27 protein-coding genes are annotated in these 26,990 nt (G+C 64.0%); 16 read left to right on the forward strand and 11 right to left on the reverse strand.

Going from position 1 to position 26,990, the window contains the following annotated elements:
• Positions 1-28 precede the first annotated feature (28 nt).
• Complete coding sequence (locus tag ASD14_RS06605) at positions 29-709, reverse strand: isochorismatase family protein (protein WP_056130740.1); 681 nt, start codon at positions 707-709, stop codon at positions 29-31.
• Between the two features lie 69 nt (positions 710-778).
• The gene (locus ASD14_RS06610; protein ID WP_056130743.1) at positions 779-1,642 is read right to left on the reverse strand and encodes a pirin family protein; all 864 of its coding nucleotides are present in this window, start codon (positions 1,640-1,642) and stop codon (positions 779-781) included.
• Between the two features lie 137 nt (positions 1,643-1,779).
• Here ASD14_RS06610 and ASD14_RS06615 point away from each other — a divergent pair, with 137 nt between their 5' ends.
• The 6 genes from ASD14_RS06615 to ASD14_RS06640 all read left to right on the forward strand — a co-directional run bounded on the left by ASD14_RS06615 (position 1,780) and on the right by ASD14_RS06640 (position 6,691).
• Positions 1,780-2,685 (forward strand): LysR family transcriptional regulator, encoded by a 906-nt coding sequence (locus tag ASD14_RS06615; protein WP_056132210.1) that lies wholly within the window; start codon positions 1,780-1,782, stop codon positions 2,683-2,685.
• 201 nt (positions 2,686-2,886) lie between these two features.
• The gene (locus ASD14_RS06620) at positions 2,887-3,465 is read left to right on the forward strand and encodes a TetR/AcrR family transcriptional regulator (protein WP_056130744.1); all 579 of its coding nucleotides are present in this window, start codon (positions 2,887-2,889) and stop codon (positions 3,463-3,465) included.
• Between the two features lie 118 nt (positions 3,466-3,583).
• Positions 3,584-4,585 (forward strand): NADP-dependent oxidoreductase, encoded by a 1,002-nt coding sequence (locus ASD14_RS06625; RefSeq protein WP_056130747.1) that lies wholly within the window; start codon positions 3,584-3,586, stop codon positions 4,583-4,585.
• 31 nt (positions 4,586-4,616) lie between these two features.
• Positions 4,617-5,321: an SDR family oxidoreductase gene (locus tag ASD14_RS06630; RefSeq protein WP_056130752.1), complete on the forward strand. Its 705-nt coding sequence runs from the start codon at positions 4,617-4,619 to the stop codon at positions 5,319-5,321.
• Between the two features lie 22 nt (positions 5,322-5,343).
• A complete protein-coding gene (locus ASD14_RS06635) occupies positions 5,344-6,201 on the forward strand; it encodes an alpha/beta hydrolase (protein ID WP_056130754.1) in 858 nt (285 codons plus the stop codon).
• Between the two features lie 70 nt (positions 6,202-6,271).
• A complete protein-coding gene (locus tag ASD14_RS06640; RefSeq protein WP_056130756.1) occupies positions 6,272-6,691 on the forward strand; it encodes a PaaI family thioesterase in 420 nt (139 codons plus the stop codon).
• 8 nt (positions 6,692-6,699) lie between these two features.
• Here the strand turns inward: ASD14_RS06640 and ASD14_RS06645 are convergent, their stop codons facing one another.
• Positions 6,700-7,083: a hypothetical protein gene (locus ASD14_RS06645; RefSeq protein ID WP_235565326.1), complete on the reverse strand. Its 384-nt coding sequence runs from the start codon at positions 7,081-7,083 to the stop codon at positions 6,700-6,702.
• 232 nt (positions 7,084-7,315) lie between these two features.
• Here ASD14_RS06645 and ASD14_RS06650 point away from each other — a divergent pair, with 232 nt between their 5' ends.
• From ASD14_RS06650 to ASD14_RS06660, 3 genes are all read left to right on the forward strand, one after another.
• Positions 7,316-7,741, forward strand: coding sequence for a helix-turn-helix transcriptional regulator (locus ASD14_RS06650; RefSeq protein WP_056132213.1), 426 nt, complete (start codon positions 7,316-7,318; stop codon positions 7,739-7,741).
• A 363-nt stretch (positions 7,742-8,104) separates the two neighbouring features.
• A complete protein-coding gene (locus ASD14_RS06655; protein WP_056130762.1) occupies positions 8,105-8,767 on the forward strand; it encodes a glutathione S-transferase family protein in 663 nt (220 codons plus the stop codon).
• Positions 8,768-8,806: 39 nt separating this feature from the next.
• On the forward strand, positions 8,807-9,688 hold the full coding sequence (locus ASD14_RS06660) for a class I SAM-dependent methyltransferase (protein ID WP_056130765.1): 882 nt from the start codon (positions 8,807-8,809) through the stop codon (positions 9,686-9,688).
• A 136-nt stretch (positions 9,689-9,824) separates the two neighbouring features.
• Here ASD14_RS06660 and ASD14_RS15690 read toward each other — a convergent pair whose 3' ends face one another.
• Genes ASD14_RS15690 through ASD14_RS06675 form a run of 3 tightly spaced genes read right to left on the reverse strand, consistent with a single transcriptional unit; the run spans position 9,825 to position 14,157 of the window.
• Positions 9,825-10,823: an NADP-dependent phosphogluconate dehydrogenase gene (locus tag ASD14_RS15690; protein ID WP_082538780.1), complete on the reverse strand. Its 999-nt coding sequence runs from the start codon at positions 10,821-10,823 to the stop codon at positions 9,825-9,827.
• 11 nt (positions 10,824-10,834) lie between these two features.
• Positions 10,835-11,848, reverse strand: a complete 1,014-nt coding sequence (locus ASD14_RS06670) for an SDR family oxidoreductase (protein ID WP_056130771.1) — start codon at positions 11,846-11,848, stop codon at positions 10,835-10,837.
• Between the two features lie 14 nt (positions 11,849-11,862).
• The gene (locus ASD14_RS06675) at positions 11,863-14,157 is read right to left on the reverse strand and encodes a glycogen debranching N-terminal domain-containing protein (RefSeq protein WP_200947028.1); all 2,295 of its coding nucleotides are present in this window, start codon (positions 14,155-14,157) and stop codon (positions 11,863-11,865) included.
• Positions 14,158-14,355: 198 nt separating this feature from the next.
• On the opposite strand from ASD14_RS06675, the gene ASD14_RS06680 reads away from it, so the two are divergent.
• From ASD14_RS06680 to ASD14_RS06695, 4 genes are all read left to right on the forward strand, one after another.
• Positions 14,356-14,709 carry a hypothetical protein gene (locus ASD14_RS06680; protein ID WP_056130776.1) on the forward strand — a complete coding sequence of 118 codons (354 nt, stop codon included), beginning with the start codon at positions 14,356-14,358 and terminating at the stop codon, positions 14,707-14,709.
• Positions 14,710-15,014: 305 nt separating this feature from the next.
• The gene (locus ASD14_RS06685; protein ID WP_235565327.1) at positions 15,015-15,911 is read left to right on the forward strand and encodes a sensor domain-containing diguanylate cyclase; all 897 of its coding nucleotides are present in this window, start codon (positions 15,015-15,017) and stop codon (positions 15,909-15,911) included.
• Positions 15,912-16,184: 273 nt separating this feature from the next.
• Positions 16,185-17,105 carry a M14 family metallocarboxypeptidase gene (locus tag ASD14_RS06690; RefSeq protein ID WP_056130783.1) on the forward strand — a complete coding sequence of 307 codons (921 nt, stop codon included), beginning with the start codon at positions 16,185-16,187 and terminating at the stop codon, positions 17,103-17,105.
• A gap of 172 nt (positions 17,106-17,277) precedes the next feature.
• Positions 17,278-18,138, forward strand: coding sequence for a PA4780 family RIO1-like protein kinase (locus ASD14_RS06695; protein WP_056130786.1), 861 nt, complete (start codon positions 17,278-17,280; stop codon positions 18,136-18,138).
• A gap of 113 nt (positions 18,139-18,251) precedes the next feature.
• On the opposite strand, the gene ASD14_RS06700 is transcribed toward ASD14_RS06695, so the two are convergent.
• Positions 18,252-18,989 (reverse strand): rRNA pseudouridine synthase, encoded by a 738-nt coding sequence (locus ASD14_RS06700; protein WP_056130789.1) that lies wholly within the window; start codon positions 18,987-18,989, stop codon positions 18,252-18,254.
• Positions 18,990-19,162: 173 nt separating this feature from the next.
• On the opposite strand from ASD14_RS06700, the gene ASD14_RS06705 reads away from it, so the two are divergent.
• Together ASD14_RS06705 and ASD14_RS06710 are read left to right on the forward strand one after the other, a co-directional pair.
• Positions 19,163-20,089, forward strand: a complete 927-nt coding sequence (locus ASD14_RS06705; protein ID WP_056130791.1) for an NAD(P)/FAD-dependent oxidoreductase — start codon at positions 19,163-19,165, stop codon at positions 20,087-20,089.
• A 245-nt stretch (positions 20,090-20,334) separates the two neighbouring features.
• Positions 20,335-21,570 (forward strand): right-handed parallel beta-helix repeat-containing protein, encoded by a 1,236-nt coding sequence (locus tag ASD14_RS06710; protein ID WP_056130794.1) that lies wholly within the window; start codon positions 20,335-20,337, stop codon positions 21,568-21,570.
• A 36-nt stretch (positions 21,571-21,606) separates the two neighbouring features.
• On the opposite strand, the gene ASD14_RS06715 is transcribed toward ASD14_RS06710, so the two are convergent.
• From ASD14_RS06715 to ASD14_RS06730, 4 genes are all read right to left on the reverse strand, one after another.
• Complete coding sequence (locus ASD14_RS06715; RefSeq protein WP_056130796.1) at positions 21,607-21,858, reverse strand: hypothetical protein; 252 nt, start codon at positions 21,856-21,858, stop codon at positions 21,607-21,609.
• 73 nt (positions 21,859-21,931) lie between these two features.
• Positions 21,932-23,998 carry a TonB-dependent receptor plug domain-containing protein gene (locus ASD14_RS06720; RefSeq protein ID WP_157475146.1) on the reverse strand — a complete coding sequence of 689 codons (2,067 nt, stop codon included), beginning with the start codon at positions 23,996-23,998 and terminating at the stop codon, positions 21,932-21,934.
• 145 nt (positions 23,999-24,143) lie between these two features.
• Positions 24,144-25,889 carry a DUF4105 domain-containing protein gene (locus ASD14_RS06725; protein ID WP_235565356.1) on the reverse strand — a complete coding sequence of 582 codons (1,746 nt, stop codon included), beginning with the start codon at positions 25,887-25,889 and terminating at the stop codon, positions 24,144-24,146.
• Between the two features lie 74 nt (positions 25,890-25,963).
• Positions 25,964-26,263: a DUF2388 domain-containing protein gene (locus ASD14_RS06730; RefSeq protein WP_056130802.1), complete on the reverse strand. Its 300-nt coding sequence runs from the start codon at positions 26,261-26,263 to the stop codon at positions 25,964-25,966.
• Positions 26,264-26,494: 231 nt separating this feature from the next.
• Between ASD14_RS06730 and ASD14_RS06735 the strand changes: the two genes are divergently transcribed.
• A complete protein-coding gene (locus ASD14_RS06735; protein WP_056130804.1) occupies positions 26,495-26,974 on the forward strand; it encodes a YciI family protein in 480 nt (159 codons plus the stop codon).
• Positions 26,975-26,990: the final 16 nt, after the last annotated feature.

Below are 26,990 nucleotides of genomic sequence, written 5' to 3' on the forward strand. Positions count from 1 at the left end.
GGAAGTGCGCGCGTGGAAGGCGCGGGTATCAGCTGCGCACCGAATCGAGCTGTTCCTGGTTCTTCACCACAGCCTGCGCCTTCATGTAGCTCTCGATCAGCAACTGGTACGGCGGGAACACGGCGCTATAGGCCTCGGCCCACTGCTGTGCGTCATCGCGGTGCCAGGTCTTTTGCACTTCCGAACACACCGCAGCCGTGTCCATGGGTACGACACCGGCCTGGACGACGCGCGCCAGGGTGATTTCCTGCGCCATTTTCGAGTAGGTGCCGGAGGCGTCGACGACGGCGAATACCTGATAGCCGTCGTGCACGGCGGCGATGCTCGGGAACGCCATGCACACGCTGGTAATGGTGCCGGCGATGATCAGCTGCTTGCGGCCGGTCGCCTTGACTGCAGCCACGAACTCGGGGTTGTCCCAGGCGTTGATCTCGCCCTTGCGCGCCACGTACCTGGCGTGCGGCGCGTACCGGTGGATCTCCGGGATCAGCGGTCCGTTCGGGCCCTGCGGCACCGAGGCAGTGGTGATAACCGGGATCCCGGCCAGCGTGGCGACCTTGGCCAGGGTAGTGGCATTGGCGCGGATCTCGGTGAACGGCATGTCCCTGATGGTCTGGAACAGGCCGCTCTGGTGGTCGATCAGGAGCAGCACCGCATCGTCGGGATCGATGATCGGCTTTGCGCCATTGAAGTTGGCGGGAGTGCTCATGGGTGTTCCTCGAAGGTGCGCATCATGCGCGGACAGGGAAGGCGCCGGCCCGAATGACCGGCGCTGCGGTTACTGCGCGCGGCCGAACTTGCCGCTGTTGAAATCGACGACCGCCTGGCTGATTTCTTCCTGCGTGTTCATCACGAACGGGCCGTAGCCGACGATGGGCTCGTCGATGGGCTCACCGCTCAGCAGCAGCACGGTGGCATCGGTGTTGGCGTCGAGCGTGACGTCGCTGCCGTCGCGGGCCAGCGTCACCATCTGCGCTTCGCGCGTTACCGCCGAGTCGTTCACCAGCACCGTGCCCTTGAGCACGACCAGCGCGAGCGTGCGGCCTTCGGGCAGCGAAAACGTCGTGGACTTGCCGGCGTTGAGCCGGATGTCCCACACGTCCAGCGCGGTGAAAGTGCGCGCGGGACCGCGATGGCCTTCGAACTCGCCGGCGATCACGCGCACGCGGCCGGCATCGTCCGGCAACGCGACGCTTGGAATCTCCGCGTCGAGCAAGGTCTGGTAACCCGGTGCGGCCATCTTGTCCTTCGCCGGCAGGTTGACCCACAGCTGCACCATCTCGAGCGTGCCGCCGGTGCGGGTGAAATCCTGCGAATGGAATTCCTCGTGCAGGATTCCCGACGCCGCGGTCATCCACTGCACGTCGCCGGGACCAATCTTTCCACCGGCGCCAGTGGAATCGCGGTGTTCGACTTCGCCTTCGTAAACGATGGTCACCGTCTCGAAACCGCGGTGCGGATGCCGGCCCACGCCGCGCGGTTGCGTGGCGGCGTCGAACTTGTGCGGCCCGGCGTAGTCGAGCAGCAGGAACGGGCTCAGGTCGCGCCCATGGCTGTTGTAGGAAAATAGGGAGCGGGCAGGGAACCCGTCGCCTACCCAGTGCGGGCGGGGTGCGCTGTAGACGCCCAGGATTTTCTTCATGACATGCCTCCAACTGTTCCGGGGACCGCGGGTTGCGGCCCCGTTTGCGTTGAAGGGAAGCTTGAAGATGGAACGCTGGCTCCGGTAGCTGGCAGAATTTGGCCTCAGAGTCCCATCTGGTGAACGAAGGCGGGCCAATGCAGGATCTGAATGACCTCTATTACTTCGCCCAGGTCGTCGAACACGGCGGCTTCGCCCCTGCAGGGCGAGCGCTGGGCATGCCCAAGTCCAAGCTCAGCAGGCGTGTCGCGCTGCTGGAGGAACGGTTGGGGGTGCGACTGATCCAGCGTTCGACGCGCCATTTCTCGGTGACCCAGGTCGGCCAGTCGTTCTACGCGCATTGCCGGGCGATGCTGGTCGAAGCCGAAGCGGCGGAAGAGGCCATCGAGGTCACGCGCAGTGAACCGCGCGGCATCGTGCGCATGGCTTGTCCGGTGTCGCTGCTGGATACATTGGTTGCGCCGATGCTCGCCGACTTCATGGTCGAGTACCCGCGGGTGGAAGTGCACCTGGAAGCCACCAACCGCCGCGTCGACGTGATCGTCGAAGGCGTCGACATTGCGTTGCGCGTGCGCCCGCCGCCGCTCGAAGACAGCGAGCTGGTGATGCGCGTGCTGGCCGAACTCGGCCAGTGCCTTGTCGCGAGCCCGGCGCTGCTGGATCGCTACGGACTGCCGCAAGGGCCCGCGGAGCTGTCGCGGTATCCCAGCCTCGATCTGGGCATGCCGCAGCACGAACACGCATGGAAGCTGTTCGGCCCCGATGGCGCGCAGGCGACGATCTATCACCGCCCACGCTTCATCACGCGCGGCATGCTGGCGTTGCGCGTCGCCGCGATAGCAGGTGTCGGCGTGGTGCAACTGCCGACGCTGATGGTTACCGAACAACTGGCGCGTGGCGAGCTCGTTCCCGTGATTCCCGACTGGCGGCCGCGGCACGAACTTGCGCACGCGGTGTTCGCATCACGGCGCGGACTGCTGCCGTCGGTCCGGGTGCTCGTGGATTTTCTCGCCATGCGGTTCAAGCAGGCAGACGCCGCTTAGCGACAAGAACATGGCTATGCACGATCCCAAGGACCGCTAGGGTTGGAAGCGGGCATTCGCAGTGGTTCGTGTTGTGGTGGACGCGACCGCTATCGGCCAGAAGCAGTCAGTCGCCTCCTGCAGTAGAGCTGCAATCAGTACCGGTTCCCACGCGGAACCTTCTTGCCGCTGGGTGCAGCTATCGTATATGATGGACGTAATATGACAAAGGCCATCACCAAATCCAAGGAAGCCACCCACAACCGCATCGTCGACGCCGCGGCGCGTGCGATCCGGCGTAGTGGCTACAACGGCACCGGCGTTGCGGACATCATGAGGGACGCCGGCCTGACCCATGGCGGCTTCTACGCCCATTTCGCCTCGCGTGACGCGATGCTCGCCGAGGCCGCCGATCGCGCCGGCAGCGAGGCCGTGGTGCTGATGGAACGCGTCGCCGCCACAGCGCCGCCACAACAGGCGCTGCAGGCGATGATGCAGGCCTACCTCTCCGAAGAGCATGTAAAAAGCATCGAAACCGGATGCGCGACCGCCGCGCTCGGTTCCGAGATGCCACGCCAGGCGCCCGAGGTACGGCGTGCCGCCACGCGCCGCATCAAGGAAATGATCGACCTCATCGCCCGCCATTCGCCCGACTGGGGCCAGCCCGGCGCGCATGAACATGCGCTTGTGGCGGTATCCACCATGGTCGGCGCACTCGTGCTGGCTCGCGCCGTCGACGACGCGCGACTCTCCAACGCGCTGCGCAACTCAGCACTGGACCATCTCACGCCGACCGACTGACACGGGATGCTCTCGCATCCTTCTTTTTCGCCTTTGAATATGATGATCATCATTCAATGATTCAACAACCTCCAGCTGCCTACAACCGCCGCCCCCTGCTGATTGAAGAGAAAACACCATGAAAGCATTTGTTCTCGATCGTTATGAAAAAGCGGCCAGCTTGCGCATGGCCGAAATGCCAGAGCCGACGCATCGAGACGATGAGGTGCTGGTCGAGATCCACGCCGCCAGCGTCAACGTCCTCGACTCGAAGATCGGGAGCGGCGATTTCAAGTTGATCCTGCCGTATCGCTTTCCGCTGGTGATGGGCCACGACCTGGCTGGCGTCGTGGTCCGCGTCGGACCACGCGTGCGGCAGTTCAAGGTCGGCGACGAGGTCTATGCACGTGCACCGGACTTCAGCATCGGCAGCTTCGCCGAATCCATTGCGATCAGGGAAAGCGCGCTCGCCCGCAAGCCGAAGAACCTGAGCATGGAGGAAGCCGCTTCCATCCCGCTGGTCGGTCTTACCGCGTGGCAAGCGCTGGTGGAAAAGGCAAAGGTGAAGCCGGGCCAGAAAGTCTTCATCCAGGCCGGTTCCGGTGGCGTCGGCACCTTCGCGATCCAGCTGGCGAAGCACCTGGGCGCCATCGTCGCAACGACCACCAGCGCGGCGAATGTCGAGTGGGTGAAACGCCTCGGCGCCGACATCGTCGTCGACTACAAAAAGGATGACTTCGAAACCATCCTGCGCGACTACGACGTCGTCCTGAACAGCCAGGACGGCAAGACGCTGGAAAAATCCCTGCGCATCCTCAGGCGCGGCGGCCAGCTCATCTCCATCTCCGGTCCGCCGGACCCCGCATTCGGAAAAGACATCGGCGCTCCCGGCTTCGTGCGACTGGTCCTGCGCCTGTTGAGCGCCGGCGTCCGCAGATATGCCAGGCGGCTCGGTGTCGGCTACGCCTTTCTTTTCATGAAAGCCAGCGGCGAGCAATTGGGTCGGATCACGCAGCTCATCGAGAGTGGGGCGATACGCCCAGTCGTGGACAAGGTCTTTCCGTTCGAAGCGACCAATGACGCCATCACGCATGTCGCGACAGGCCGCGCGAAGGGCAAGGTCGTCATCAGGATCAAGTGAGCCTGCTTCCCCCTCTCCTGGAATCCCCATCGTGAAAATCGAGAATGCTGTTGTCCTGGTCACCGGCGCCAATCGTGGCATCGGCCTGGAATTCACCCGTCAGTTGCTTGCCCGCGGTGCGCGCAAGGTTTATGCCGGCGCTCGCAACCCAGCTTCCGTCACGCTAGCGGGAGTCCAGGCACTCCGGCTGGACGTCAACGACGCGGACGACATCACGGCCGCCGCGGCACTCGCTCCGGATGTGACGCTGGTGATCAACAACGCCGGCATCGCCCAACCCGGAGGCTTTCTTGCGCAGGACAGCGAAGAAGTCGCGCGTCGGATCTTCGAGACCAATTTCTTCGCCATGTTGCGTATGAGCAAGGCGTTTGCGCCGATCCTCAAGGCCAATGGCGGTGGCGCGTTGCTCAACGTGCTGTCGGTGGCGTCGTGGGTGAATCGTGGTGACCTGGCCGCCTATTCGGCCAGCAAGGCCGCAGCCTGGTCGCTCACCAATTCGTTGCGCAACGAATTGGCCGCGCAGAAGACCCAGGTGCTGGGCTTGCACATGGGCTATGTCGATACCGATCTCGCGCGCGAGATGGATGGAGCAAAGTCCACGCCTGAAGACATCGTCACGCGTGCGTTGGACGGCCTCGAATCCGGGCTGGATGAAGTGCTCGCCGACGACCTGACCAACTACGTCAAGCAGGGGATGACGGCCGCCAGGCCCATCTACCTGCCGCAAGCGTCCTGACAATCGGACAGAGGAAAACCACATGGCCACGACACAGACGTCGAACGAAAGCTGGAAGGACGTTCCCACGCAGAGCATCACCGCCAATGGCGTGCGGTTCGCCTATCGCGAAATGGGAACAGGGAATCCCGGCCCACCGGTCGTGTGCCTCATCCACCTCGCCGCGGTGCTGGACAACTGGGATCCGCGGGTCATCGACAGCCTGGCAACCAGGCATCATGTGATCGCATTTGACAATCGCGGCGTGGGTGCGAGCAGCGGCAAGCCTGCTACGTCGATGGAGCAGATGGCCAGCGATGCCATCGCCTTCATCAAGGCGATGGGGCTGAAGCAGGTCGATCTTTTCGGATTCTCGATGGGCGGGATGATCGCGCAGGAGATCGCGCTGATGGAGCCGAACCTCGTGCGCAAGATGATCCTCACCGGCACGGGGCCCGCGGGTGGCAAAGGCATCAGCAGCGTCGCCCGCGTGACCTACTACGACATGCTCCGCGGGTTGCTGACGCACCAGGATCCGAAGCAGTTCCTGTTCTTCACCAGGACGCCGAGCGGAATCCGTGCCGGCAAGGAATTCCTGCAGCGATTGAAAGAGCGCACCAACGATCGCGACAAGGAAATCACCGTGTCCGCGCTGCAGGCGCAGTTGAAGGCGCTGCGACACTGGGGCGCGAAACCGCCCGCGGACCTGTCAACGATCAAGCAGCCCGTGCTCGTGGCGAACGGCGACAGCGATCGCATGGTGCCGAGCGAGAACACGCACGACCTGGCGCAGCGGCTTCCGAACAGCGAACTCATCATCTATCCGGATTCCGGCCATGGCGCGGTGTTCCAGTTCCATGCCGACTTCATGCCGAAGGCGCTCGCGTTCCTGGCTCGTTGATCGCATGTCCGCCACGCTGGAGCCAGCGTCATCCGTGTTTACTTCAACGGCCGAAAGAGACCTGCCACCCATGCCTACCGCGAACCACTTCAACCAGATCGGCGTCGGCCGGCTACCTGGCCACCTCGGCATCGTTGTCACGCACGTCGATGCCACGGAAGTCCGTGCGGAGCTGCCCGTGCAGGCTTCGTTGATCGCGCCGAACGGCTTCCTTCATGCCGCAAGCGTGATCGGACTCGCGGACACCGCCGCGGGCTACGGTTGCGTGGAGAACCTGCCCGAGGGGGCTTCGGGTTTCACCACGATCGAATTGAAGTCGAACCACCTCGGCACCGCGACCGACGGCACGATCGAATGCATCGCCAAACCCGCACACCTGGGCAGGACGACGCAGGTGTGGGACGCAACCGTGACCCATCGCGAGTCGGGCAAAACCATCGCGTTGTTCCGATGCACGCAGATGGTGCTTTACGCGAGGAAGGACACTTGAAGACAGCGTCAGGTTATCCGCGGAAGGACTGGCCCAGCCACTGAAAATGACTTCGCAGCCAGTTCCCGTGCGAGTTTGATCACGGGATCCGGGCGGCCCCAGCGATCGGTGAGGTACAGGATCTTTCCGGACGCCGTGCCCATCCAGAGATTGTCGAACGCGACGGGTGGAGTGAACGCCGTTACGAATTGACCGTTGGTATAGACCAGGGCAGCAGCGAAGCGAAGATTCCAGTTGTCGCCGCCGCCTTCGGGTTCGAAGCGAATGTAGACGGGTGAGCGTTCGAGGTTGGACGAATCCAGCGGAAAGCCCTTGCCAGGGGGTGGGGAGCTTCGGGCAACGGAATGCGCTGCTTGCCAGGCGAAAACGAGGCCTGGATCGATGTGGGACATGGTCATGGCGGATCGTCTGTGATGCTTGGATGGGGCGAATTTTCCGGCGGCTACAGGTGCTGTGCCGTCGACTCGGCCACGACACCTCCGTGGCTTTCAAGGGGAGCATCTTGGCATCTCGCCCCACCTTGAGTGACGTTCGCTTCCGTTCGAAAGCAATGACTCCGAATCAACGGAGTTTTGTTCCCTTGGGCTACCATCGGCCCATCCCCCAATGCAGATGAGTCCCTACATGCCCAACATCGGCGCTTTGCTGAAGTCCGAGATCACGCGTCTGGCCCGCAAGGAAGTCCGAGCCGAAGTCACGACCTTGCGCAAGGCGAGCGTTGGATACCGCCGTGACATCGCAGCCCTGAAGCGGGTGGTCGCCGATCTGCAACGCCAGGTGGCCGCGTCGAGCCGGGCCAGCAAGCGTGCACAGCCTGCGAATTCTGGCCAGGCGACCCCGGCGCGGTTTTCGGCGAAGGCGTTGCAATCACACCGCGCGAGGCTGGGAATGTCCGCGTCTGATTACGGGCGGCTTGCCGGCGTGTCGGGCCAGTCGATCTACAACTACGAAGCGGGCAAGGCGGTACCCAGACAGTCCCAGATCGCGGCATTGGCTGCCGTACGCGCACTGGGCAAGCGGGAAGCCAGCGACCGCCTGGAACGGATGTAGTTGCGCGACTGTCGGCCCGCTGACCAGAAGCGCCGAGGCCCGTCTTCGCCGGACGGAGCAGGAGAGGTGGAGTTGATCACCGGGGCGCAAGCAAGCTGTCCATCGATTGCGGGAGCACCAGTCGTGCCGCCAACGTTGGCTTGATAACGAGCCGTCGGTGGTTCGTAGCGCGGCCCGAAGCAGGTTGTTCGCGATACGAAACATGACGGGTGTGGCAGGCCAGGTGTCGCCAGCAGGCCGTGTTCCTGAAATGCGTGCTTATGCGCAAATTGTTTCCGGCCTGGGTCGGATACGGGCCCGGCCGTTCGTCGTAACGATGAAAAGCGGGCAATTGCCCGTGCCTGACGCCAGGAGTGCCTCACGATGACCATCATCATTACTGCCTTTGAACGGTCGCCCGACGGCGGCAAGGGACTGGCGCGCGATACGCGCGTGCGCTGGGCGCTGGAAGAAGTGGGGCAACCTTACGAGGTCCGTCTCGTTTCGTTCCGTGCGATGAAGGAACCGGCGCACCTGCGCCTGCATCCCTTCGGCCAGATTCCCACCTACGAGGAAGGCGATCTCGTCCTGTTCGAAACGGGCGCGATCGTCCTGCATCTCGCCCAGCGGCACACCGGCCTGTTGCCGGACGACGCCAACGCACGGGCGCGTGCAATCACCTGGATGTTCGCCGCGGTCAACACCGTGGAGCCGCCGATCCTGGATCTCGTCATCGCCAAATTCCAGGAAGGCGACAAGCCCTGGGCCAGAGAGCGCCTGCCGCTGGTCGAAGACCGCATCCGGCATCGGCTGCTCCAGCTTTCTGCTCGCCTGGGCAGTGGCGAGTGGCTCGATGGTGGGTTCAGCGCGGGCGATCTGATGATGGTATCGGTACTTCTCAGGCTGAGGCCGTCGGGCATCCTCGACGAATTTCCGGCCCTGGCTGCCTATGTCGCGCGCGGCGAAGCGCGGCCCGCATACCAGCGTGCTTTCGCCGCCCAATGGGCGGTTAACGCCGCCGGGTCGCAGGCCGGGAATGCAACGTAACGAGCCAGCCTTCTGCCTGATTGTTTCCAGTGGGCTGCAATGGAGAAAGAGATCGAACCCATGAGCACTCCATCCAGCGGCGTGACACGTGACAAGGAGGAACTGAGCCAACAGTGGGATAGCGTTGCGGCCGGTTGGAAGAAGTGGTGGCCGACTATCGAGGACGCCGCCCGATGCGTAAGCAGGCGCATGATCGAGCTGGCGGAAATTCAACCCGGCCACCGGGTATTGGATATTGCGACCGGTATCGGTGAGCCCGCCCTGTTGGCCGCTAGCCGCGTTGGACCCACCGGACGGGTGGTCGCTACGGATCTCTCCTCCCGGATGCTCGAGATCGCCCGGGAGAGGGCAATGACACTGGGCGTGACGAACGTGGAGTTCATGGAAGCGGATGCGGAGCGACTGGATTTTCCCGACGGCAGCTTCGATGCCGTTCTCTGGCGCTGGGGCGTAACGGATCTGCCGGATCCGCTGAACACGTTGGTCGCGATACGGCGCATGCTCGCTCCCAATGGCGCGTTTGCCACAGCCGTCTGGGACGCGGGGCCGAAGGCCCGTCCGCTGGCGACCCTCGCGATGATCGCCGCCCGGGAGATGTTTGATTTGCCAGCGCCCTTGGTGGAAGAGCCTTCCCGGCCCGGATCGGTGGGGCCTGCATTGGCAAAAGCGCTGGGTCATGCCGGATTTCCGGATGTGCGCGTGGAAGAGATGAGGCTGACCCTGGAGTTCGCATCCACCGACGACTGCAACCGGTACCTCATGGATGTTTCGCCAGTATTTGCCGCGTTGCTTTCCGATAAATCGCCTGCAGAGCAGGGCGAGTACCGGCACAGGCTCGCCGAAAAACTTCGGCAGTACGTGACAGCGGACGGTGGCGTTCGGATTCCAAACGCAACGATCTGTGCGGTGGGCCGGAGATGAAGGCCGTAGGTTGGGTTGGCGTCATCAACCCAGCATTCGCAATCTCGATGAGGCCGGACGGTTTCATCAGCCGCATTCGCAACCTCGATGAGGCTGTATTGGTGAGGCAACCCCAACCTGCGCGTGCCAACCCGTTCTATTCGCACCCCGGTTCGTGGTCGCGAGGTGCATGTCCGAAAGGCCGATACGCGCCCACGCGACCGCACGCCCGTTCTCGCGCAATCCGCTCGTCACGGCCATACGGATGACCGCCGAATCCGTGTCGCAACATGCCCACGACTCGTGCCGGATATCGTTCCCTGTCACGTGAAGCCAGCAACTGCAGTACCGATTGAGCGATGACGGGAATCGCGACTTCCATGTGCAGGGCATCGTCAACCAGCCAGTTGACTTCCCCGGTGTCTTCAACGTGCGATGGAACAGACGTCAGCCCATGCTGGTTCCGGTAAGCCTGCTCCATCAGTTCGATAAGCCATGAACGTATGACCGACCCATGGCGCCACGTGCGCAAGATGTCGGCGATTGGCAATGGGGCAGGGCAGTGCTCCAACAGGTCGACTCCTTCGCCAATCGCCTGCAGCATTCCAAATTCGATGCCGTTGTGCACAAGTTTGACGAAGTGCCCGGAGCCAGGCGGTCCGGCGTGAACAAACCCACCATCGCACGCGAGTTCCTTCAGGATGGGCGCCACGCAAGCCACGGCGGGCTCTTCGCCGCCTACCATGAAACATGCTCCATCCCGGGCGCCTTGGAGGCCGCCGCTCGTGCCGGCATCGACAAAGGCGATCCCGCTTCGACGCAGTCGACGGTGGCGGCGAATGGAGTCACCCCAATAGGAATTCCCACCGTCGACAACCACGTCTCCGGGATCAAGGACGCGACGTAAACGGTGCAGCAGATCATCGATGGCCCGGCCCGCCGGAACGTACAGCAACACACGCCTCGGCTGCGCCAGCGCATGCGCTACGTCTTCAATGCGCTCGATGAATTCGAGGCCATCATCCAACAGTCCTGCGGGAGGGCCGCGGCGTGCATGACCAACCACCCTCATGCCTTTTCCGAGCGCCTGGCGCGCAAGGTTTCCACCCATCCTTCCAAGACCGACGATCGCAAAAGCCCGCTCGGGATTGGCCATGTCGCACCCCGCTATTCCAATAGCACGCGTAGCAACAGCGCAACCAGCACCACCAGCGCGGCAGCACCTGCCCATGCGGCGACGATCCTCAAGGTCGTCGCATCGAATGCCCGCACCTGCCTTCTGGCGCGGGCTCCGAATCGTCCATGTACGCGATGCAGTCCGGGTACCGGGGCGAACAGCGCATCGGCATGGCCCGTTTCGGGCTCGCCGGTCATCTGTCCATCCCAGGCTTTCCGCACCAGCATCCGGTCCAGCCAGCCCGGTACAAGCATCTGGCCGACGATCGCCTGGACCGTTGGAATGCCTACCCAGAGTTCGCGGGGCATGCGTTGCGATCGTCGTTCGATCGTTCCAACGATGATTTCCGCGATGGCTTCCGGCGTGTATATCGGCGGAACCGGTTGCAGGCGGCGGGGCATGCGGCTTCGCGCCCACTCGAACTGCGGGGTGTTCATGGCCGGAAGCTGGACCATGGTGAGCTGGATGCTGCTGCCGTCATGGAACAGTTCACTGCGCAGGGAATCGGTGAATGCACGGATCGCGAATTTTGCGCCGCAGTACGCCGACTGCAAGGGGATGGCCCGGTAGCTGAGCGCAGAGCCGACCTGCACGATCACGCCCTTTCCGCGGTGTTGCATGCAGCGCAACGCCGCCATCGTTCCGTGTACCGCACCGAGATACGTGACAGAGGTGACGCGCGCATATTCCCGGGGAGCCATTGCGGTGACCGGCGAGAAGATCGTCGTCATGGCATTGTTGATCCATGCGTCGATCTGCCCCCAGCGCTGGACGACATTTTCCGCCGCTTTGGACACTGCGTCGGCGTCCGCCACGTCGACCTGCATGATCAGCGCATCCCCACCCAGTGCTTTCAGCTCATCGCGGGTGGCTGCCAGCGCATCGGCATCACGGGCGATGACGCCAATGCGCCAACCGCGGCGTGCGAAGGCCTCGGCAATGGCACGTCCCAGGCCAGCCGTTGCACCTGTGATGACCACGACCTTGAGTGCGGGTGCGTCCATAACGGTCTCCACTCTTATCGTCCCGGCAGCGCGCTGAGGACAAGATCCTTCAATCGTTCGCCGAAGTTGGCCGTCAGCGACCACGGACTGGGCTGCCGGATCACGTGCAGCTGGCCACGCTGCTCGAGGATTTCGTAGTCGCTGGAACCTCCCGGATTCCGGTAGAAGCGCAAGCTCAACTCCACGTCCGCGACACGCAACCCGCGCAACCGGATTTCGGGCAGCCAGGCCGGCAGGTGCGGATCGACAAACAGCATCCGGAACGGTGCGAACGGCTGCAGGCCGAACATCGCTTGCAGCAGCGTGAAAACAGTCGTGGCGGACCAGGCCTGCGGCGAGTTCGCCGCGGGATAGAGCGCCGGGAATGGATGATCCGCGTCGCGCGGATGGCCGCCGAACAACTCCGGCAGCCGGCGGTGTTCGAACAGCGCGGCCGCCTCGAACTGCGCCTTGCAGATCTGCTCGACGCGGTCGTGCAAGCCGTAGCGGTATGCACCGACCGCGAACGGACCGTGTTCCACCGGCCAGACCGTGCCGCGATGGTACGAGTAGGGGTTGTATGCGGGGTGTTCGGACGAGAGCGTGCGGATGCCCCAGCCGGTGAACATGTCCGGCGCGAACAGCCGCTCCATCGTGGGCAGCACATGGTCTTTCCCGGCGATGCCGGTCGCCACGCAATGCAGGGCATTGGAAGCGATCGAGCGCACCTGCTGCTGTTGCGGATCGAGTGCCATCGCGAAGAAGCGTTCGTCCGCCATCCAGAACGCGTCGTTGAACCGCTGTTTCAGTTCGCGCGCCTCGTCGAACATGCGCCTGGCCTCGTCCTTGTGGTCGAACCACCACAGCACCTCGGCGAAGTTGAGCTTGGCCGCATACACCAGGCCCTGTTCCTCGCAGGTGGCAATGGGCGCCGCAACGACCGAGCCGTCGGCATGCACGATGGCGTCGTGCGAATCCTTCCAGCCCTGGTTTTCGACACCCTGGATCGAACGGGTCTGGTAGCGATGGAGCCCCTTCGGTCCTTTCCAGCGATCGAGCCAGCGGATCGCCTTGCGTGCAGGCTCCACGAATGGAGCCACTGCCTCGCGATCCGCCGTCCAATGCCACAACTGCGCAATGACGAACGGATAGAACGCGGAAGTCGTATGGGCGCCGTAATAGCGGCCCTTGGGCGTGAAGTTCAGTTGTTCGAGCGGACCGGTGTGCGCCTCGTGCAGCATCCGCCCGGGTTGCTCGTCGCGCCAGTCGTTGGATTCGGTGCCTTGCAGTTCCGCCAGCGCGGGCAGCGTGCCGCGCATCAGCTCCGGCCCGAGCAGTGCGGCTTCCCATGCGACAGTCAGGGTGTCGCGTCCGAACAGGGCGAGGTACATCGGCAGTCCCGCGGCGACAGTCCAGGCGCGTGGTCCGCGGTCGTAGCGGCTCAGCCGCAGCGCCAGCAGGTCGCGACGCGCGCGCACCAGGGCATCCACGACGACTGGCGCGAGCGTGTCGCTCTCGGGCGAATCGAATGCCGTGGCTTCCCGCAGGAAGACCGCTTCCGGGCCATGCCTGCTGCGATCTGGCAGGAAGGCGCGGCATTCACGCGGTGGCAGCAGCCGCGCTCCGTCGATGCATGGGATCCAGCGCAGGCACGCATGCCAGCGACCGCGCGCGGGCAACTCGATGGCGAATTCGACGTGTCCGTCGCGCTCCACCGGCAGCGAATCCGCGTGGTCGATGCGCAGGGTCACTCCACGATGCAGGGTGGCGACCCCGCGATTGCCTTGCACGTCGTAACGATGCTCGGCCTTGTAGTCGAACACGAGTTCACGCGCGTCTTCGTGCACGCGCCATGTCCGCGTCAGCATTCCGTGCTGTTGGCGCGCCTTCCTGGTTTCCTCCTGGTCGGCGAAGTCCGCGTCGATGTCCAGTTGCAGGCGCAGGGCCACCGGGCCCTGCGTGTAGTTGGCGATGTCGAGATCTTCGTGCAGCCCATCGCCGACCACCCGCGAGATGCGCAATTCGACGGCTTCCTGCGCGGCTCCTTCCGGCGCGGTGAGATCGGCATGCCGGTCGCGTTGTGTCGTGCCTGGGATCAGGTAATAGCCGAGCCAGCTGTGCTGCGCGACCTTGGACTGGGCTACCGGCAACGGCGGCTTGCCGTCGACCAGGCAGCGGTAGCGCGAGAGCAGGCGGGTCTGGTCGACGAAAAGCCCGTGCTCGATGCCCTCGTGCAGGAAGCCATGGCGATCCGTCGCGAGCACCGTGCCGCCATGGCCAACGTAGACGGTGTCATCGCGCACCCGTATCAGGACGAGACTCCGATCCAACAGGTCACCTCCGGGAGACATCACCGCACACGCGTGGCATCTGCAACGCCAGGCAACGACGGCAAGCCACATCGTCTGCCCAGCCATTTCCAGCGGACGTGAATTGCGCCCGTGCCATCACGCGATCTCGACATCGTTCCAACGTCGTGCTCACCGGTACCGGCCTAATGTGAATGGACTCCACCGCGGACCACGCCCATGCTCCAGACGGCCACGATCCTTCTAGCGATTACTGCCTTGGGTGGCTTGCTCATGGCGGGCATACGCTTTGCACGTAAACACAATCCGCCGGCATGGCTGGCGATGCTGCACGGACTGCTTGCCGCATCGGGCCTCACATTGCTGGTCTATGCGGTGTGCACGACAACCGTGCCGCCGATGGCGACGATGGCGCTGGTCTTGTTCCTGCTGGCCGCCGCTGGCGGGGCCGTGATGAGCCTCGCCTACAAATGGCGGCAGCGTTTGCTGCCGGCCTGGCTGGTGGTCGCCCACGCCATCCTGGCGGCGACCGCGTTCGTGCTTCTGCTGGTGGCGGCGTTCGGCGCTGGCTAGCTGCGTCAACCGGTAGGTTCCCAGTTGCGGTTCGATGCCTTCGAACCCGGCCCCATGGAAACGCCGATGGCGCCACTGCAGACGGCTTCTTTGCGGACAACATCTACTTCGACATCTCAGCGACCGCGGCGCTTGTCGCGGATTCACTGATCGATTCGCCTGGACCCTGCGCAACAGCCGGCCTGTGCATGCCGTTGCGCTCGATGAGGCATTCAATCTGAACGCTTCATCGGTTCTGTTCCCTCCCTTCACGGGCCTGTAGCTGGACGGGGCGAACCATCGCCACAGCCTCGGGAGACATGCGCGTGGACGACCGGGAACTCATGCAGGCACTGCTGGACAGCCCCAGCAGGCACGCGATCGTCGTCACCGATCTGAAGGGGAACATCACGCTCTGGAACCGGGGTGCGGAAGGGATTTTCGGTTACTCGCGCGAGGAGATCGTGGGCGTGAATGCCGAAAGGCTGTTCATCGCGAACGACCGCAGGAACCATGTTCCCGACAAGGAAATGCGCCAGGCCCGCCGCGAAGGTTGCGCGGAGGATTTCCGTTGGCACATCCGCAAGGATGGGACGACCTTCTGGGGCGACGGCATGATGTATCCGGTGCGCATCCATGGACGCGACGCCGGTTACATGAAGGTGTTGAGGGATGCGACCGACCAGAAGCGCCGCCACGACGAGCACCAGCGGCTCGCCTTCGTCGATGCACTCACGGGGTTGCCGAACCGCGCCGAGCTCTACCGGCGACTGGTGGACATGATCGGATCCGCGCAGCGTCACGATGAACTTCTGGTCCTGCATCTCGTGGATCTCGATCACTTCAAGGACATCAATGATTCCTTCGGGCACATGGCCGGCGATGCCGTGCTGAGGACGGCGGCGGAACGCATGCGGGAAGTGCTCCGTACGACCGACCTGCTCGCGCGACTGGGGGGTGACGAGTTCGCCGTCGTGCAACCGGGGGCGCATTCCATGGACGCGGCCATCATCGTGGCCGGGAAACTGCGCGAAGCGTTGGCACAGCCGGTGAGCATCGAAGGCAACGAGATTCGCGCGTCGGGCAGCATCGGCGTGAGCGCCTACCCGCTGGATGCCGCCAATACCGAACAGCTCATGGGTAACGCGGACGTCGCGCTCTACCAGGCGAAGGCGGCAGGGCGCAACCAGTACAAGCTCTATGAGGCGCCTGTGCCGCGTTGACGGGACATTTGGCGCGGCACCATCGGTTCCAATGCTCGTTGGCCGCCTGGCTGATCGTTGTCGGCGTACGCCATGGCTTCATTGACGATTCGAATGGAAAACGCGATCGACAACGGGGCGTATGACGCCAGCATCGGAGCGGGTCCCGGTCTCCTTCTTATATGATTAGCATCATGTAAGTGATCGGGCGAATGCAGGCGCAGTCCGCGCAAGGAGCGATCTCACCCGGTGCTATACATTGCAGCCCTTTGACCGCACCCACGGCGAGCACACATGAATGCACAGGTCTTCTATCCCATCGGCACTCCCGGCAAGCCTTGGGGCGAGGCGGAGAGGGCCGAGTGGCTGTCGCGACAGGTGCGCCGGCGGAGCTATGAAGGCGATGTCGTGAGCGTGGTCGATCGCCTGCGCGACCGCTTTGACGTCGAGCAATACGGCCGGCTCGAGTACGGCAGTGACCTGTATCCGCTGCTCGCGATCCGCAACCGTGACTGGAGCGACGAATTGCCTTGCGTGCTGGTGACCGGTGGCGTGCATGGTTATGAAACCAGTGGCGTGCATGGCGCGCTGCAGTTCGCCGGGAAGCACGCGCAGGACTACGCGGGCCGTGTGAACCTGCTGGTTGCGCCGTGCGTCAGTCCGTGGGCGTATGAGCGCATCCATCGCTGGAATGCCGACGCGATCGATCCCAACCGTTCTTTCCGCGACAACAGTCCGGCCGAGGAATCGGCGGCGCTGCTTCGCCTGGTTGAACCGCTGCGTGGCCGCTTCCTCGTGCATGTCGACCTGCACGAAACCACCGATACCGACGAGTCCGAATTCCGCCCGGCGCTCGCCGCGCGCGACGGCAAGGCGTATGAGCCGGGAGAGATTCCGGATGGCTTCTATCTCGTCGACGACACGGAAAATCCGCAGCCCGAATTCCAGCAGGCGATCATCGCCGCGGTGGAGCAGGTGACCCACATCGCGCCGGCGGATACGAATGGCGAGATCATCGGCTCGACCGTGGTCGCACCAGGCGTGATCCGCTATCCGCTGAAGCAGCTTGGCCTGTGCGCTGGCATTACAGGTGCGCGTTACACGACGACTACCGAGGTCTATCCGGACAGTCCGCGCGCCACGCCGGAGCAGTGCAACGACGCGCAGGTTGCAGCGGTCCGTGCGGCCATCGACTTCGCATTGGCGAATGGTTAAAGGGGGCAGGGCGTTTCGGCCGGCAGTTCCCGGAAAGCGCACCGCGCAGGCGTGGCGCTACGTGGAAAGCTGAACCTTAGGTCCCCCCGCATTGGCGCCGGGCGTGCCGAGATGCGACCATGCCCGCCCGGCCGCGTGGGTTTCGCCGCGCCAGCCGTTCCCCCGAGATCCCGTGAAGACCCCCCAAAGCCTGCAGGCGCTGATCGACGACGGCGTCATCGACGAAGTGCTGCGTCCGCTCAAGAGTGGCAAGGAAGCGGCCGTGTATGTCGTCCGCAGTGGCGATGACGTGCGCTGCGCGAAGGTCTACAAAGACATGGCGCAGCGCAGCTTCCAGCAGCGCGTGCAGTACCAGGAAGGTCGCAAGGTGCGCGGCAGCCGCGAAGCGCGTGCGGTCGGCAAGGCAAGCAAGTACGGCCGGAAGCAGCAGGAAGCGGCGTGGAAAAACACCGAAGTCGATGCGCTATACCGTTTACGCGAGGCCGGTGTGCGGGTGCCCGAGCCGTTCGGTTATTTCCATGGCGTGCTGGTAATGGAACTGGTCACCGATGCCGAAGGTTTTTCCGCGCCGCGCCTGGGTGAAGTCGAACTCGGTGCGGAGCTGGCGCGCGAATTCCACCGCGTGCTGGTGCGCCAGGTCGTACTGATGCTGTGCTGCGGCCTGATCCACGGCGATCTGTCGGCCTACAACGTGCTGGTGGGTCCGGATGGGCCGGTGGTGATCGACTTCCCTCAGGTCGTCAGCGCCGGTGGCAACAACGCGGCGCGCACGATGCTGTTGCGTGACGTCAACAATCTCACGGCGAACCTCGGCCGCTGGGCGCCCGAACTGCTCGACACGTGGTATGGCGAAGAGATGTGGACGCTGTTCGAAAGCGGCGCGCTGCAGCCCGATACGGAATTGACCGGCGAGTTCATCCCGGACGAACGCACGATCGACCTCGACAGTGTTCGCCACGCGATCAACGATGCGCGCGAGGAAGCACTGATCCGCCAGCAGGGTCGTGAAGCTGCTGCGGAAGCAGATGCTTGAGTGATCCGGTTAACAGTTCGCATACCGTCACGTCGCGAAAAGCGAGCGTGCCTGTGTCCCTGCGCACGGCGGCGCGTTGACCGTCTGATTGCTTGCGCGCGCTCCGGCGCGCTTCAGAACTTCTCGCCCGCGGGCAGGTAACGCCATTGGCCTGGCGGCATCGCGCCACTCGGGCCCTTGCCGATCGGGATCTTGCCGATGCGCAGGCGACGGATCGATACGACGTCCAGGCCCACCTGCGCGCACATGCCGCGCAGTTGTCCATCGCGCACACCCTTGATGGCGAAGCGCAGGCGCGTTTCGTTCTGCCAGCTCACCTTGCATGGCGGCAATACGCGCCCATTGAAGCTCAGCCCGTAGTTGAGCTTGTGCAAACCGTAAGGCGCGATCTCGCCACTGACTTCGACGAGGTATTCGTGCTCGACCAAGTCCGCGTCCTCGGTGAGGCGGCGCCAGACGCGGCCGTCCTGCGTGAGCACCATCAGGCCGCTGGCTTCGGTTTCGAGCGGCACCAGCGGTGTGAGTCGCTGGAAGTGACGCTGCAGCAAACGCACGCCGGAGGAATCTTCGGCCCAATGCGTTTCCGGTTTCACCAGTACGGCGGCGGGATTGCGCCCGTTGATCGCGTCGAAGCCGGCGGGCTTGTGCAGCAGGATGGTGGCGGGCTCGACGGCTTCCAGGCGCGCGCCGGGATCGAGTTCCACGCGTTCGCCGGTCACCGGGTGTTGCGGGGCTTCCACCACGCGGCCGTCGACCGATACCCAGCCGTTCTGGATGTATTGCTCGGCTTCGGCGCGGCTGCAGCCGAACAGTTCGGACACGCGATGGGCAAGGCGGGTAGGCGTGGACATCGAAACGGCCGGGCGGAGCGGGCACGCAGTGTAGCGAGTGGGAATGCCGGAGCGGCAACGGCGTGCAAGCTCCAGTCGACTAACACGCGCAGTGAACGTCGGCTATTTCCGCTTCACCTGGCCAACGTGCATGCGTGGCGATACTGCGGCTCCCTTCGCCTTGGATGAGGGAAATGCCGGATCGATGGGATTGCCTGATCGTGGGCGCGGGGCCGGGCGGATTGTCGGCGGCGCTCTACATGGCCCGCTTCCTCCGACGCGTGCTGGTCCTGCACGACGACACTTCGCGCACGCTGCGCATCTCGAAGACACACAACGTGCCGGGATTTCCCGATGGCGTCGCCGGCCCCGACCTGATTGCGCGCATGGCCGGACACGCCGTGCGTTTCGGTGCTCAGGTGCGCGAAGCCGAGGTGGTGTCGGCATCGCGCGTGGAAAACATGTTCGAAGTGCGGACACGCGAGGGCGAACGGATATCGGCTCCGACGCTGATCCTCGCCACCGGACTGTTCATGAACCAGATCTCCTTGCCTCGCGACGTGCACGAGGCGGCGATGCGCGCGGGCGTGGTGCGCTATTGCCCGATATGCGACGGATTCGAACACAGCGGCGATCGCATCGCGGTGGTGGGGTGCGACGAGCAGGGCGCGAAGGAGGCGCTGTTCCTGCGCCGGTATTCGTCCGATATCACGCTCATTCCGCGGGCGTTCGATGAACTGGACGCGCGGGAGCGACGGGATCTGGAACAAGCTGGCATCACTACCGTCGAACACGCACTGGACCATCTCGAACTGCACGACAACACCATGCTTGTGTACCTGAGGGAGCAGGAGATGCCGTTGGTGTTCGATGTCGTGTATCCCGCACTGGGAACCCGCCAGCGCACACAGTTCGCTCAGTCACTCGGGGTCGTACTGAACGACCAGGGCGCCGTGGATGCCCGTTCGCCGTACGGCACGAGCGTTGCGGGGCTTTATTGCATAGGCGACATCGTCGACGGGCTCGATCAGATCAGCGTGGCGATGGGGCATGGCGCGATCGCCGCGACCAAGGCGCATAACTATCTGCGGGCAATGGAGTCCGATGGCGCGCGGGCGTGATCGAGCGATCTGCGCGTCATCGTTTCACCTGCGAAGAGGGCTGATTTTCCCAATTCACGATCGTGACGCCTGAACCGTAATTTTCCGATGCTTGAAGAGGCTCACAAATTCAGGAAAAGGTCGCTGACTTTATTCACGGGATATCTACATTTGCCTCGAAGCAGGTTCCGAAGGAACCGGTGATTTGAGTCAGCGTCGAAGGGAGTCACCTTCCATCGAGGGTGCCGGCGCGCAAAGGGGAAGGTATGGGCATCGAAGATCACGTGCACGACGTGCACGCGCGGGAGTCTGCACGCCGCGATTTCCTGCGTAAGTCATCCAGGCTGGTCATTCTTGCGGCGGGCTCGGCTGCCCTGCCGGCAATGGCGGGCGCGATCCTCAGCAAGCAGCTGCCGCCGGATCTCCTGGAGACCTCGTCCTCGACGGGCGTTTTCGTTCCGCCGGCACGTGCGCGCGGCAGCGCCATCCTCAACGTCCGCAACTATGGTGCGTTCGGCGACGGCGTGCACGACGACACCGCGGCGATCCAGCGTGCCATCAATGCGCTGCCGTCGACAGGCGGCACCGTCGTCATTCCGCCAGGCACCTACATGGTCGATGCGGTCAAGAGCATCCGCCTGCGCAGCCTGATGCACCTGCAGATCGACCACGACGCGAAACTCGTTGCGCTGCCGAATTCGGCCGACCGCTACTACGTCATCAACGCCTACAAGGTGAACGACGTGCAGATCTCCGGCGGCCAGGCCGTCGGCGAACGCGACAAGCACCTGGGAACGACCGGCGAGTGGGGCCACTGCGTCATGGTGCGTGGCTGCAAGCGCGTGACCGTACGCGACATGCGCATGGCCAACGGCTGGGGTGATGGCTTGTCCGTGGGTGCGGCGGATGGCACGACGACCGTGCTGAGCGAAGACGTGGTGGTTGCCAACATCGTGTGCAGCGGCAACCGGCGCCAGGGCATGACCATCGGCCGCTCGAAGAACGTGCGCGTCTACGATTCCGAGTTCAGCTACACCGGCGGCATCAAGCCGAGCTGCGGCATCGACATCGAACCCGACCTCGTCGGCACATCGATCACCGATGGCGTGCTCATCCAGAACTGCTGGATCCACCACAACGACAGCAACGGCATCCAGGTCTACAAGGAAGTCCAGAACGTCACGATCCAGGGCTGCAAGATCGAATACAACCTGGGCTATGGCGTGCTCGGACTGACGGCTTCCACCGGCCAGATCCTCAACAACGAATTCCTGCACAACCGCCTGTACGGCGTTGGCCTGCGCGCGGGATCGACCGGGTATTCCGTAAATGGAAATACCTTCCGCAACAACAAGACGCTGTACTTCGGCGTGACCAACACCACGACCACGCCGATCACCGTGGCCGGCACCAGCACGACCACCAACCCGAAGACTACGTGGCACCTGGAAATCAGTACCGATAGTGTGGTTGGTGTGGGTACGAACTACTACGCGCAGTAAGTCCCGCGAAGCGGCGCTGGCACGGCAGCGCCATGCTCAAGGCCGGATCGCAATGTCCGGATTCTCGGTGATCGAGCCATCGGGCTCGATCACCAGATAGCGCTGGTTGTCGCGATCGAACAGGACCGGGACCGGATCCTTGAACATCGGGCGGCGAACGAACTTCAGCTTCCAGTGGAAGTGCTGAAGTTCGGACAGGGTCTTGCGCTGTGCCGGGTTCAGCCCTTCGCTGAGGACCTCGGGATCGAGCGGTACCGGCTTGTTGCTGCGCCGTTCCTTCCGATGCATGCACGAGACTCCGGTGCGTTCACCGGATCAGTCTGCCTGCGCGCTATTCGCAATCGCGTGAATGCGCAACGACTCAGAATTTACCCGACAGCGAGAGCTGGAAGATCGGCCCGATCCGGCGGTTGCGGTCTTCGTTGAAGTCGACCGGCCCCGTGCGGCGATCCACGTACACGGTGCGCTGCCACATGCTGCGCGCATCGATGAGGTTGGTAACGGTGAATCGCGCCGTCATGCCCATCAGGTCCTTGCGTTCGAGGAACAGGCTGTCCCAGACCGGGCCTTCCCACAGGCGGCCGACCTCGGTGAGGCGATAGTCGCGCGAGTAGAACTCGTAGCTCAGATTGCCGCCCCATGCCCATGACGTGCCGGCGATGTCATGGCGTAATCCGATTTCGGCGAAATCCTTCAACGTGTTGCTGATCGGGCGTTTCTCGCCGGTGAGCGGGTCGCGTACACGGCTCTCCTGCCATTGCAGGCGCGTGTTGACCTTGGCGCCGTGCCAACCCAATGGTGCGAGTTCGAAGGTCCCTTTCCACTCCAGCCCGTACAGCGTGGCGCTGTCGATGTTGCCGGGGCTTTCACCGTTTTCACCGATCGGAATGGTGTCGACGATGTCGTCGATGCGTTGGCCATAGATGCGCAGGCTGGTGTTGCCGTACACGCCGAGGTCGCGCACCGCTTCGACTTCGAGTTCCGAAGTCTGCGGCGGCACCAGGTCAGGATTGCCGGCGTTGGTCTGGTCGTCGTTCAGATCCACCGACGCGAGGAAGTCGTAGAAGTCGAGCTGGCCGACGCGCCGCTGCAGCTTCATGTTGAGGTCGAGCTTCGGCATGGCCTTCCATGCGAGCGAAACGAGGCCCTTGGGACGGCGGAACGTACGCACCAGCCCGCCACCGCCGACCTGTTCCAGCTTCGAATATTCGCCGCCGAGGCTGACCTGCAGCGTCGCCTTCGGCGTGAGCGCGCGGCCGTAGGTGCCCATCACTTCGTAGCGGTCTTCCTGCACGGTTGCAGTGCCGCCAGGCAATGGGACCGGCTGGTACACGCCGCCCGTGTCGAGTACGAAGAGTTCGGAGCGGCTGTCCAGACTGTTGAAGGCATATTCGCCCGAAACCTGCCAGTCGCCGCCTCTTTTCCAGCGGTATTCGGCGCGTGCGATGCGCTCCTTCGTTTCGCCGTCGCGGGTAAAGCGGCTGCCTGTCGTTGGCGAGCCATCGACAAAGCGTGTTTCGACCTGGTCACTGATGGGCGTGTGATCGAACCGTCCAAGGCCGATGAGCTTCAGTCGCCCCGCACCGAGCGTGAAATCGTAGTCGCCACCGATTTCGTAATTGTGGCCGCCCTGTTCCGAACGCACGCTACGCACGCGGTCGGACAGGCCCGGACCGATGCGCGTGCCGTCTTCGACGTAGTCGTAGAACACCTTCTGCCACGAGGCATTGAGGTTGCCAAGCGAGCCGGTCGCGCCGTGGTGGACGAGCTGCGCGCTGAGCTTGGGTTGGTCGTATTCGCCGGTCCACGCGTCTTCGCGGTACTCGCGGAAGCTGCCGTCCGCGTTGTAGATGTAGGTGTCGCCGCCTGCGCCGCTGTGGCTGGCATTGTTCTGGAAGCCCAGCGTGTAATCGAGCAGTCCGCGCGTGCCGCTGATCGATACCTCCCCGCGCGTGAGTTGCGGATCGGTGTAGTACTTGCGGAAGTCGGGGCGCCACCTCCATGAGCCGCTGATGCCGCCGGCCTTGGTGACGACATTTGCCACCTGGCCCGACAGGCCGGGAATATCGAGCGTGGCGCCGTCGCGGATTTCGATCCGCACCACGTTGTTCGCGGGAATACGGCCCAGCTGGTCTAGCACGTCGTTGGATTTGCCGGAAAGCCGCTGCCCGTTGAGCAGCACGTTGCCGGTCGCCTGGCCCAATCCGCGTTCCTGCACCGCTTCGCGGATCACGAAGCCGGGGACCTGCTCGAGCATCGCCAGCGCATTGCGGGGCGCATATCGCGCGAAGTCTTCGGGGGTGTAGGTGCGCGCGCCTTCGGCAGTGCCGGTTGCGGGTGACGTCTGCGCGAACACGAAAGGCGGAGCGGCGAACAGCGCGGCGGTGAGCGCGAGACGGGCAATGCGTGCGGACGTAGGCAAAGACATGAAGGCTCCCCCCGGAGCGGTGCCCGTAGTGGGCGACTCCGAATGGGATGCGGGGAGAGTGGGATCGGTTTAAGGGTAGGCGGGTCTTACTGCTTCAGGTACCTGAGCCGCGTAGTCGCGGGATCAGAACCCACCTTGCCATCCGTCAACGCAACTGCAGTCCGCCTTGTTCGGAGTGAAGTCGCCGCAGGCGCGCGCCAAGCGAATCGATATTGGCTTCCGTGTCTTCCAGTGCCGTACGCGCGGATTCCGGAAGCCATTGGCGCGCCTGGGCGAGGAGTGCAATGCGTTGTTGCTTCCATTGCGCAGCCATTGCGGTGCCCGTACGCGACGCAATCGCGCGTTCCTCCTGCTGGGGCAGGCCGTAGCCGCTCGCAGAGAGCAGCATCGCGGGACGACTGAGCAGGGCTTCCATGCGCAGCACGTCTCGCGCGGCATCGCGCGCCTGGGCCTGGAAGCCATCGCGTCGCGCGGTGCGGCCGAGCAGGCGGCGCTTGAGTTCGTCGCGTGCGCGCAGTTCCTGGCGGCGCAGCGAGGCTTGCTCAAGCAGCAACAACGCGGCACTGCTGCGCAGGTCGGCGCGCTCGAGCCATGGCGTGCGTTCGCGCGCGGGCAGGTCGAGCCAGTCCTGCACGCGCGCCTGCGGAAGGCCGAGCGATGACTTTGCGACGTCGAACATCGCCTGGTAACGCGCACTCAGCGCTTCGAAGTAGTAACCCAGCCGCATCGCTTCGTTGCGATCGGCGAGGACCGATGGGTCCGCGATGCCGGCATGTGCGAGGCGATGCAGCAATCCGGTAGGCGTGATGCTTGACAGCCCGGTTTTTGCAAGGCGGGGCACGGCGTCGTGCAGCAGCTTGTAGGTCTCCACCGCGCAGTTGTTGCTCACGAAGTAGTAGCGTCCGTCGTAGCTCCAGTGCAGCTGCGCGGCGCGTTCGAGCACGGCGGCGATCTCGTCCTGCTGCAGGCGCAGGGGGATCGATTGCATGCCGCGCAGCTCGACCTTGTTGTATTCGTCGATGACCTGTTCGAGGGGCAGCAGGAACAGGCGCGAAGGATACGAGCCGGTAAGTCCGCGCCAGCTCGAAATCTGTACGTCGTCGACGAAGGCGCGGAACGAAAGCACGCGGTGATAGGCGAGATCGAGGCGGCATTCCGGGCCGCGCGCGTGTTCCGGCGCGCACACCACCAGCCGGAGCATGCTGTGGCCCCAGCGGCTCATCGCTTCCTCGTTGCCTTCGGCGAGCAGGTAGTCGATGGCATAGATGCGCTCTGGATCCAGCGGCAGCAGCGGATCGGCTGCATCCGGATCGGCTTGCACGAACGGCAATGCCGGTGCACACGCAGTCTGCGTCGGAGAGGTCCCGAAATGCGCAGCGAAATACCGCTGCAGAGCAGGACGACGGCAAGCGTAATCGGAATCGAGCAGGAAATGTTCGAGGTTGACCGCGACGAATTCGACCGGACTCGTCAGTTCGTATGCATCGGGGCTGCGGTCGGTGAACGCATTGCGCGTGCGCCCGGGGCGCAGAGCAGCAACCTGCCAGCCCGCGAGATCGAGCAGGCGCGGATCGCGCGCGAGCTGCCCCTGCGGCGTGCGATCGTAGAGGTGGGCGAGTTCGTGGATGACGGCGGCCAGTGCAGCCCGCGTGCCCGCTTTGGTATCGGCGTCTGGCTTCCACCCGTCGAGCAAGGCACGCCTGAGCAGCACTCGTTCTTTGAGCGCACGGCCATGGACATTGGCGGGCAGGTCGTCGCGCCATTCGACGCGCACATCGGTCAACGCATTGGCCCAGCGTGCGGGCAGGCGCCGCGCAACGTCGTCGAGCAGTTGTCGCGAAGCGATGGCTTCGCCGGACGTCAGTCCGTCTTCGACGGACTCAAGCTGCAACGCCTGCGCCGGTAAGGCGCAGGCGAGCAGGAAGAACAGTAGCGATGCGGCACGAAAGTGCCGGAACTCCAGGTTCACCGCGCGAGGATGGCCTGTGCGAGCTGCATGTCGCTCGCGCGACGCATGTCGGGGTGGCGTTCGCGCAGGGCGCGCAATGCGGCTTCGAGCTGCGCGCCGCGGATGCGGCCTTCGCTCGCGACGAAGCTGGCGGCGTCGTCGCGCGCCTGCAGCACGACCTTGTCGTCACCCGAGCTGCTGTCGGACGAAGCCGACGAACCGGCGGAACTGGCGCCACCCGTGGTGCCGCCGAAGCTGCTGGCGAACGCGGGCAAGGCAGAGGCGAGGAGGGCGGCGGCGAGTAGGGTTCTGCGCATGTGATGGATATCCGAGGGAGAAAAAGTGCGGCAAGACTACCGAAGATGTGCCGTGCCGCCCATGAACCGCGAGCGTGCGATTCGCCGGCCCGATGTGGTCTGTGATGCGCTTGGCGGAAGATCGGTCGCCAGGCGGAGCCTGGTTGACGCCTCAACATGCCTCCAGGTCCGCTCCGGAGCGGGCTCTGGATATCCGCTAGCATCCGGTCGGAAAGCCCGGGAGGAAACCTCATGAAGCTCGCAATCGCCACGGTATTCGCAGCTGGCCTGCTATTGGGTAGCGGCGTCCACGCGGAAGACCGCGCGAGGGAACCTGCCGCGCCGGTGTACGACGCCGCGTTGGCCAAGCGCCTCGGCGCCGACGAACACGGCATGCGCCATTACGTGCTGGTAATCCTGAAGACCGGTCCGAAGCGGATGCCGGAGGGCAAGGAGCGCGATGCGATGTTCGCCGGTCATTTCGCCAACATCGGACGCCTGGCCAAGGAAGGAAAGCTCGCGGTTGCGGGCCCGTTCTCCGACGACCCCGCCGGCTGGCGCGGTCTCTTCGTATTCGCGGTCGACGATGTGGACGAAGCGCGCCGTCTCACCGAAACCGATCCCGTGATCCGCAATGGCGAGATGGTGGCCGAATACCACAGCTGGTACGGATCGGCAGCAACGATGATGGTCGCCGAGCTGCACGAGAAGCTGACCCCAAAGACACCCTGATGGCGGGAGTGCGGCG

It is taken from the genome of Lysobacter sp. Root494 (genome assembly GCF_001427225.1).
Lineage (GTDB): Bacteria > Pseudomonadota > Gammaproteobacteria > Xanthomonadales > Xanthomonadaceae > Agrilutibacter.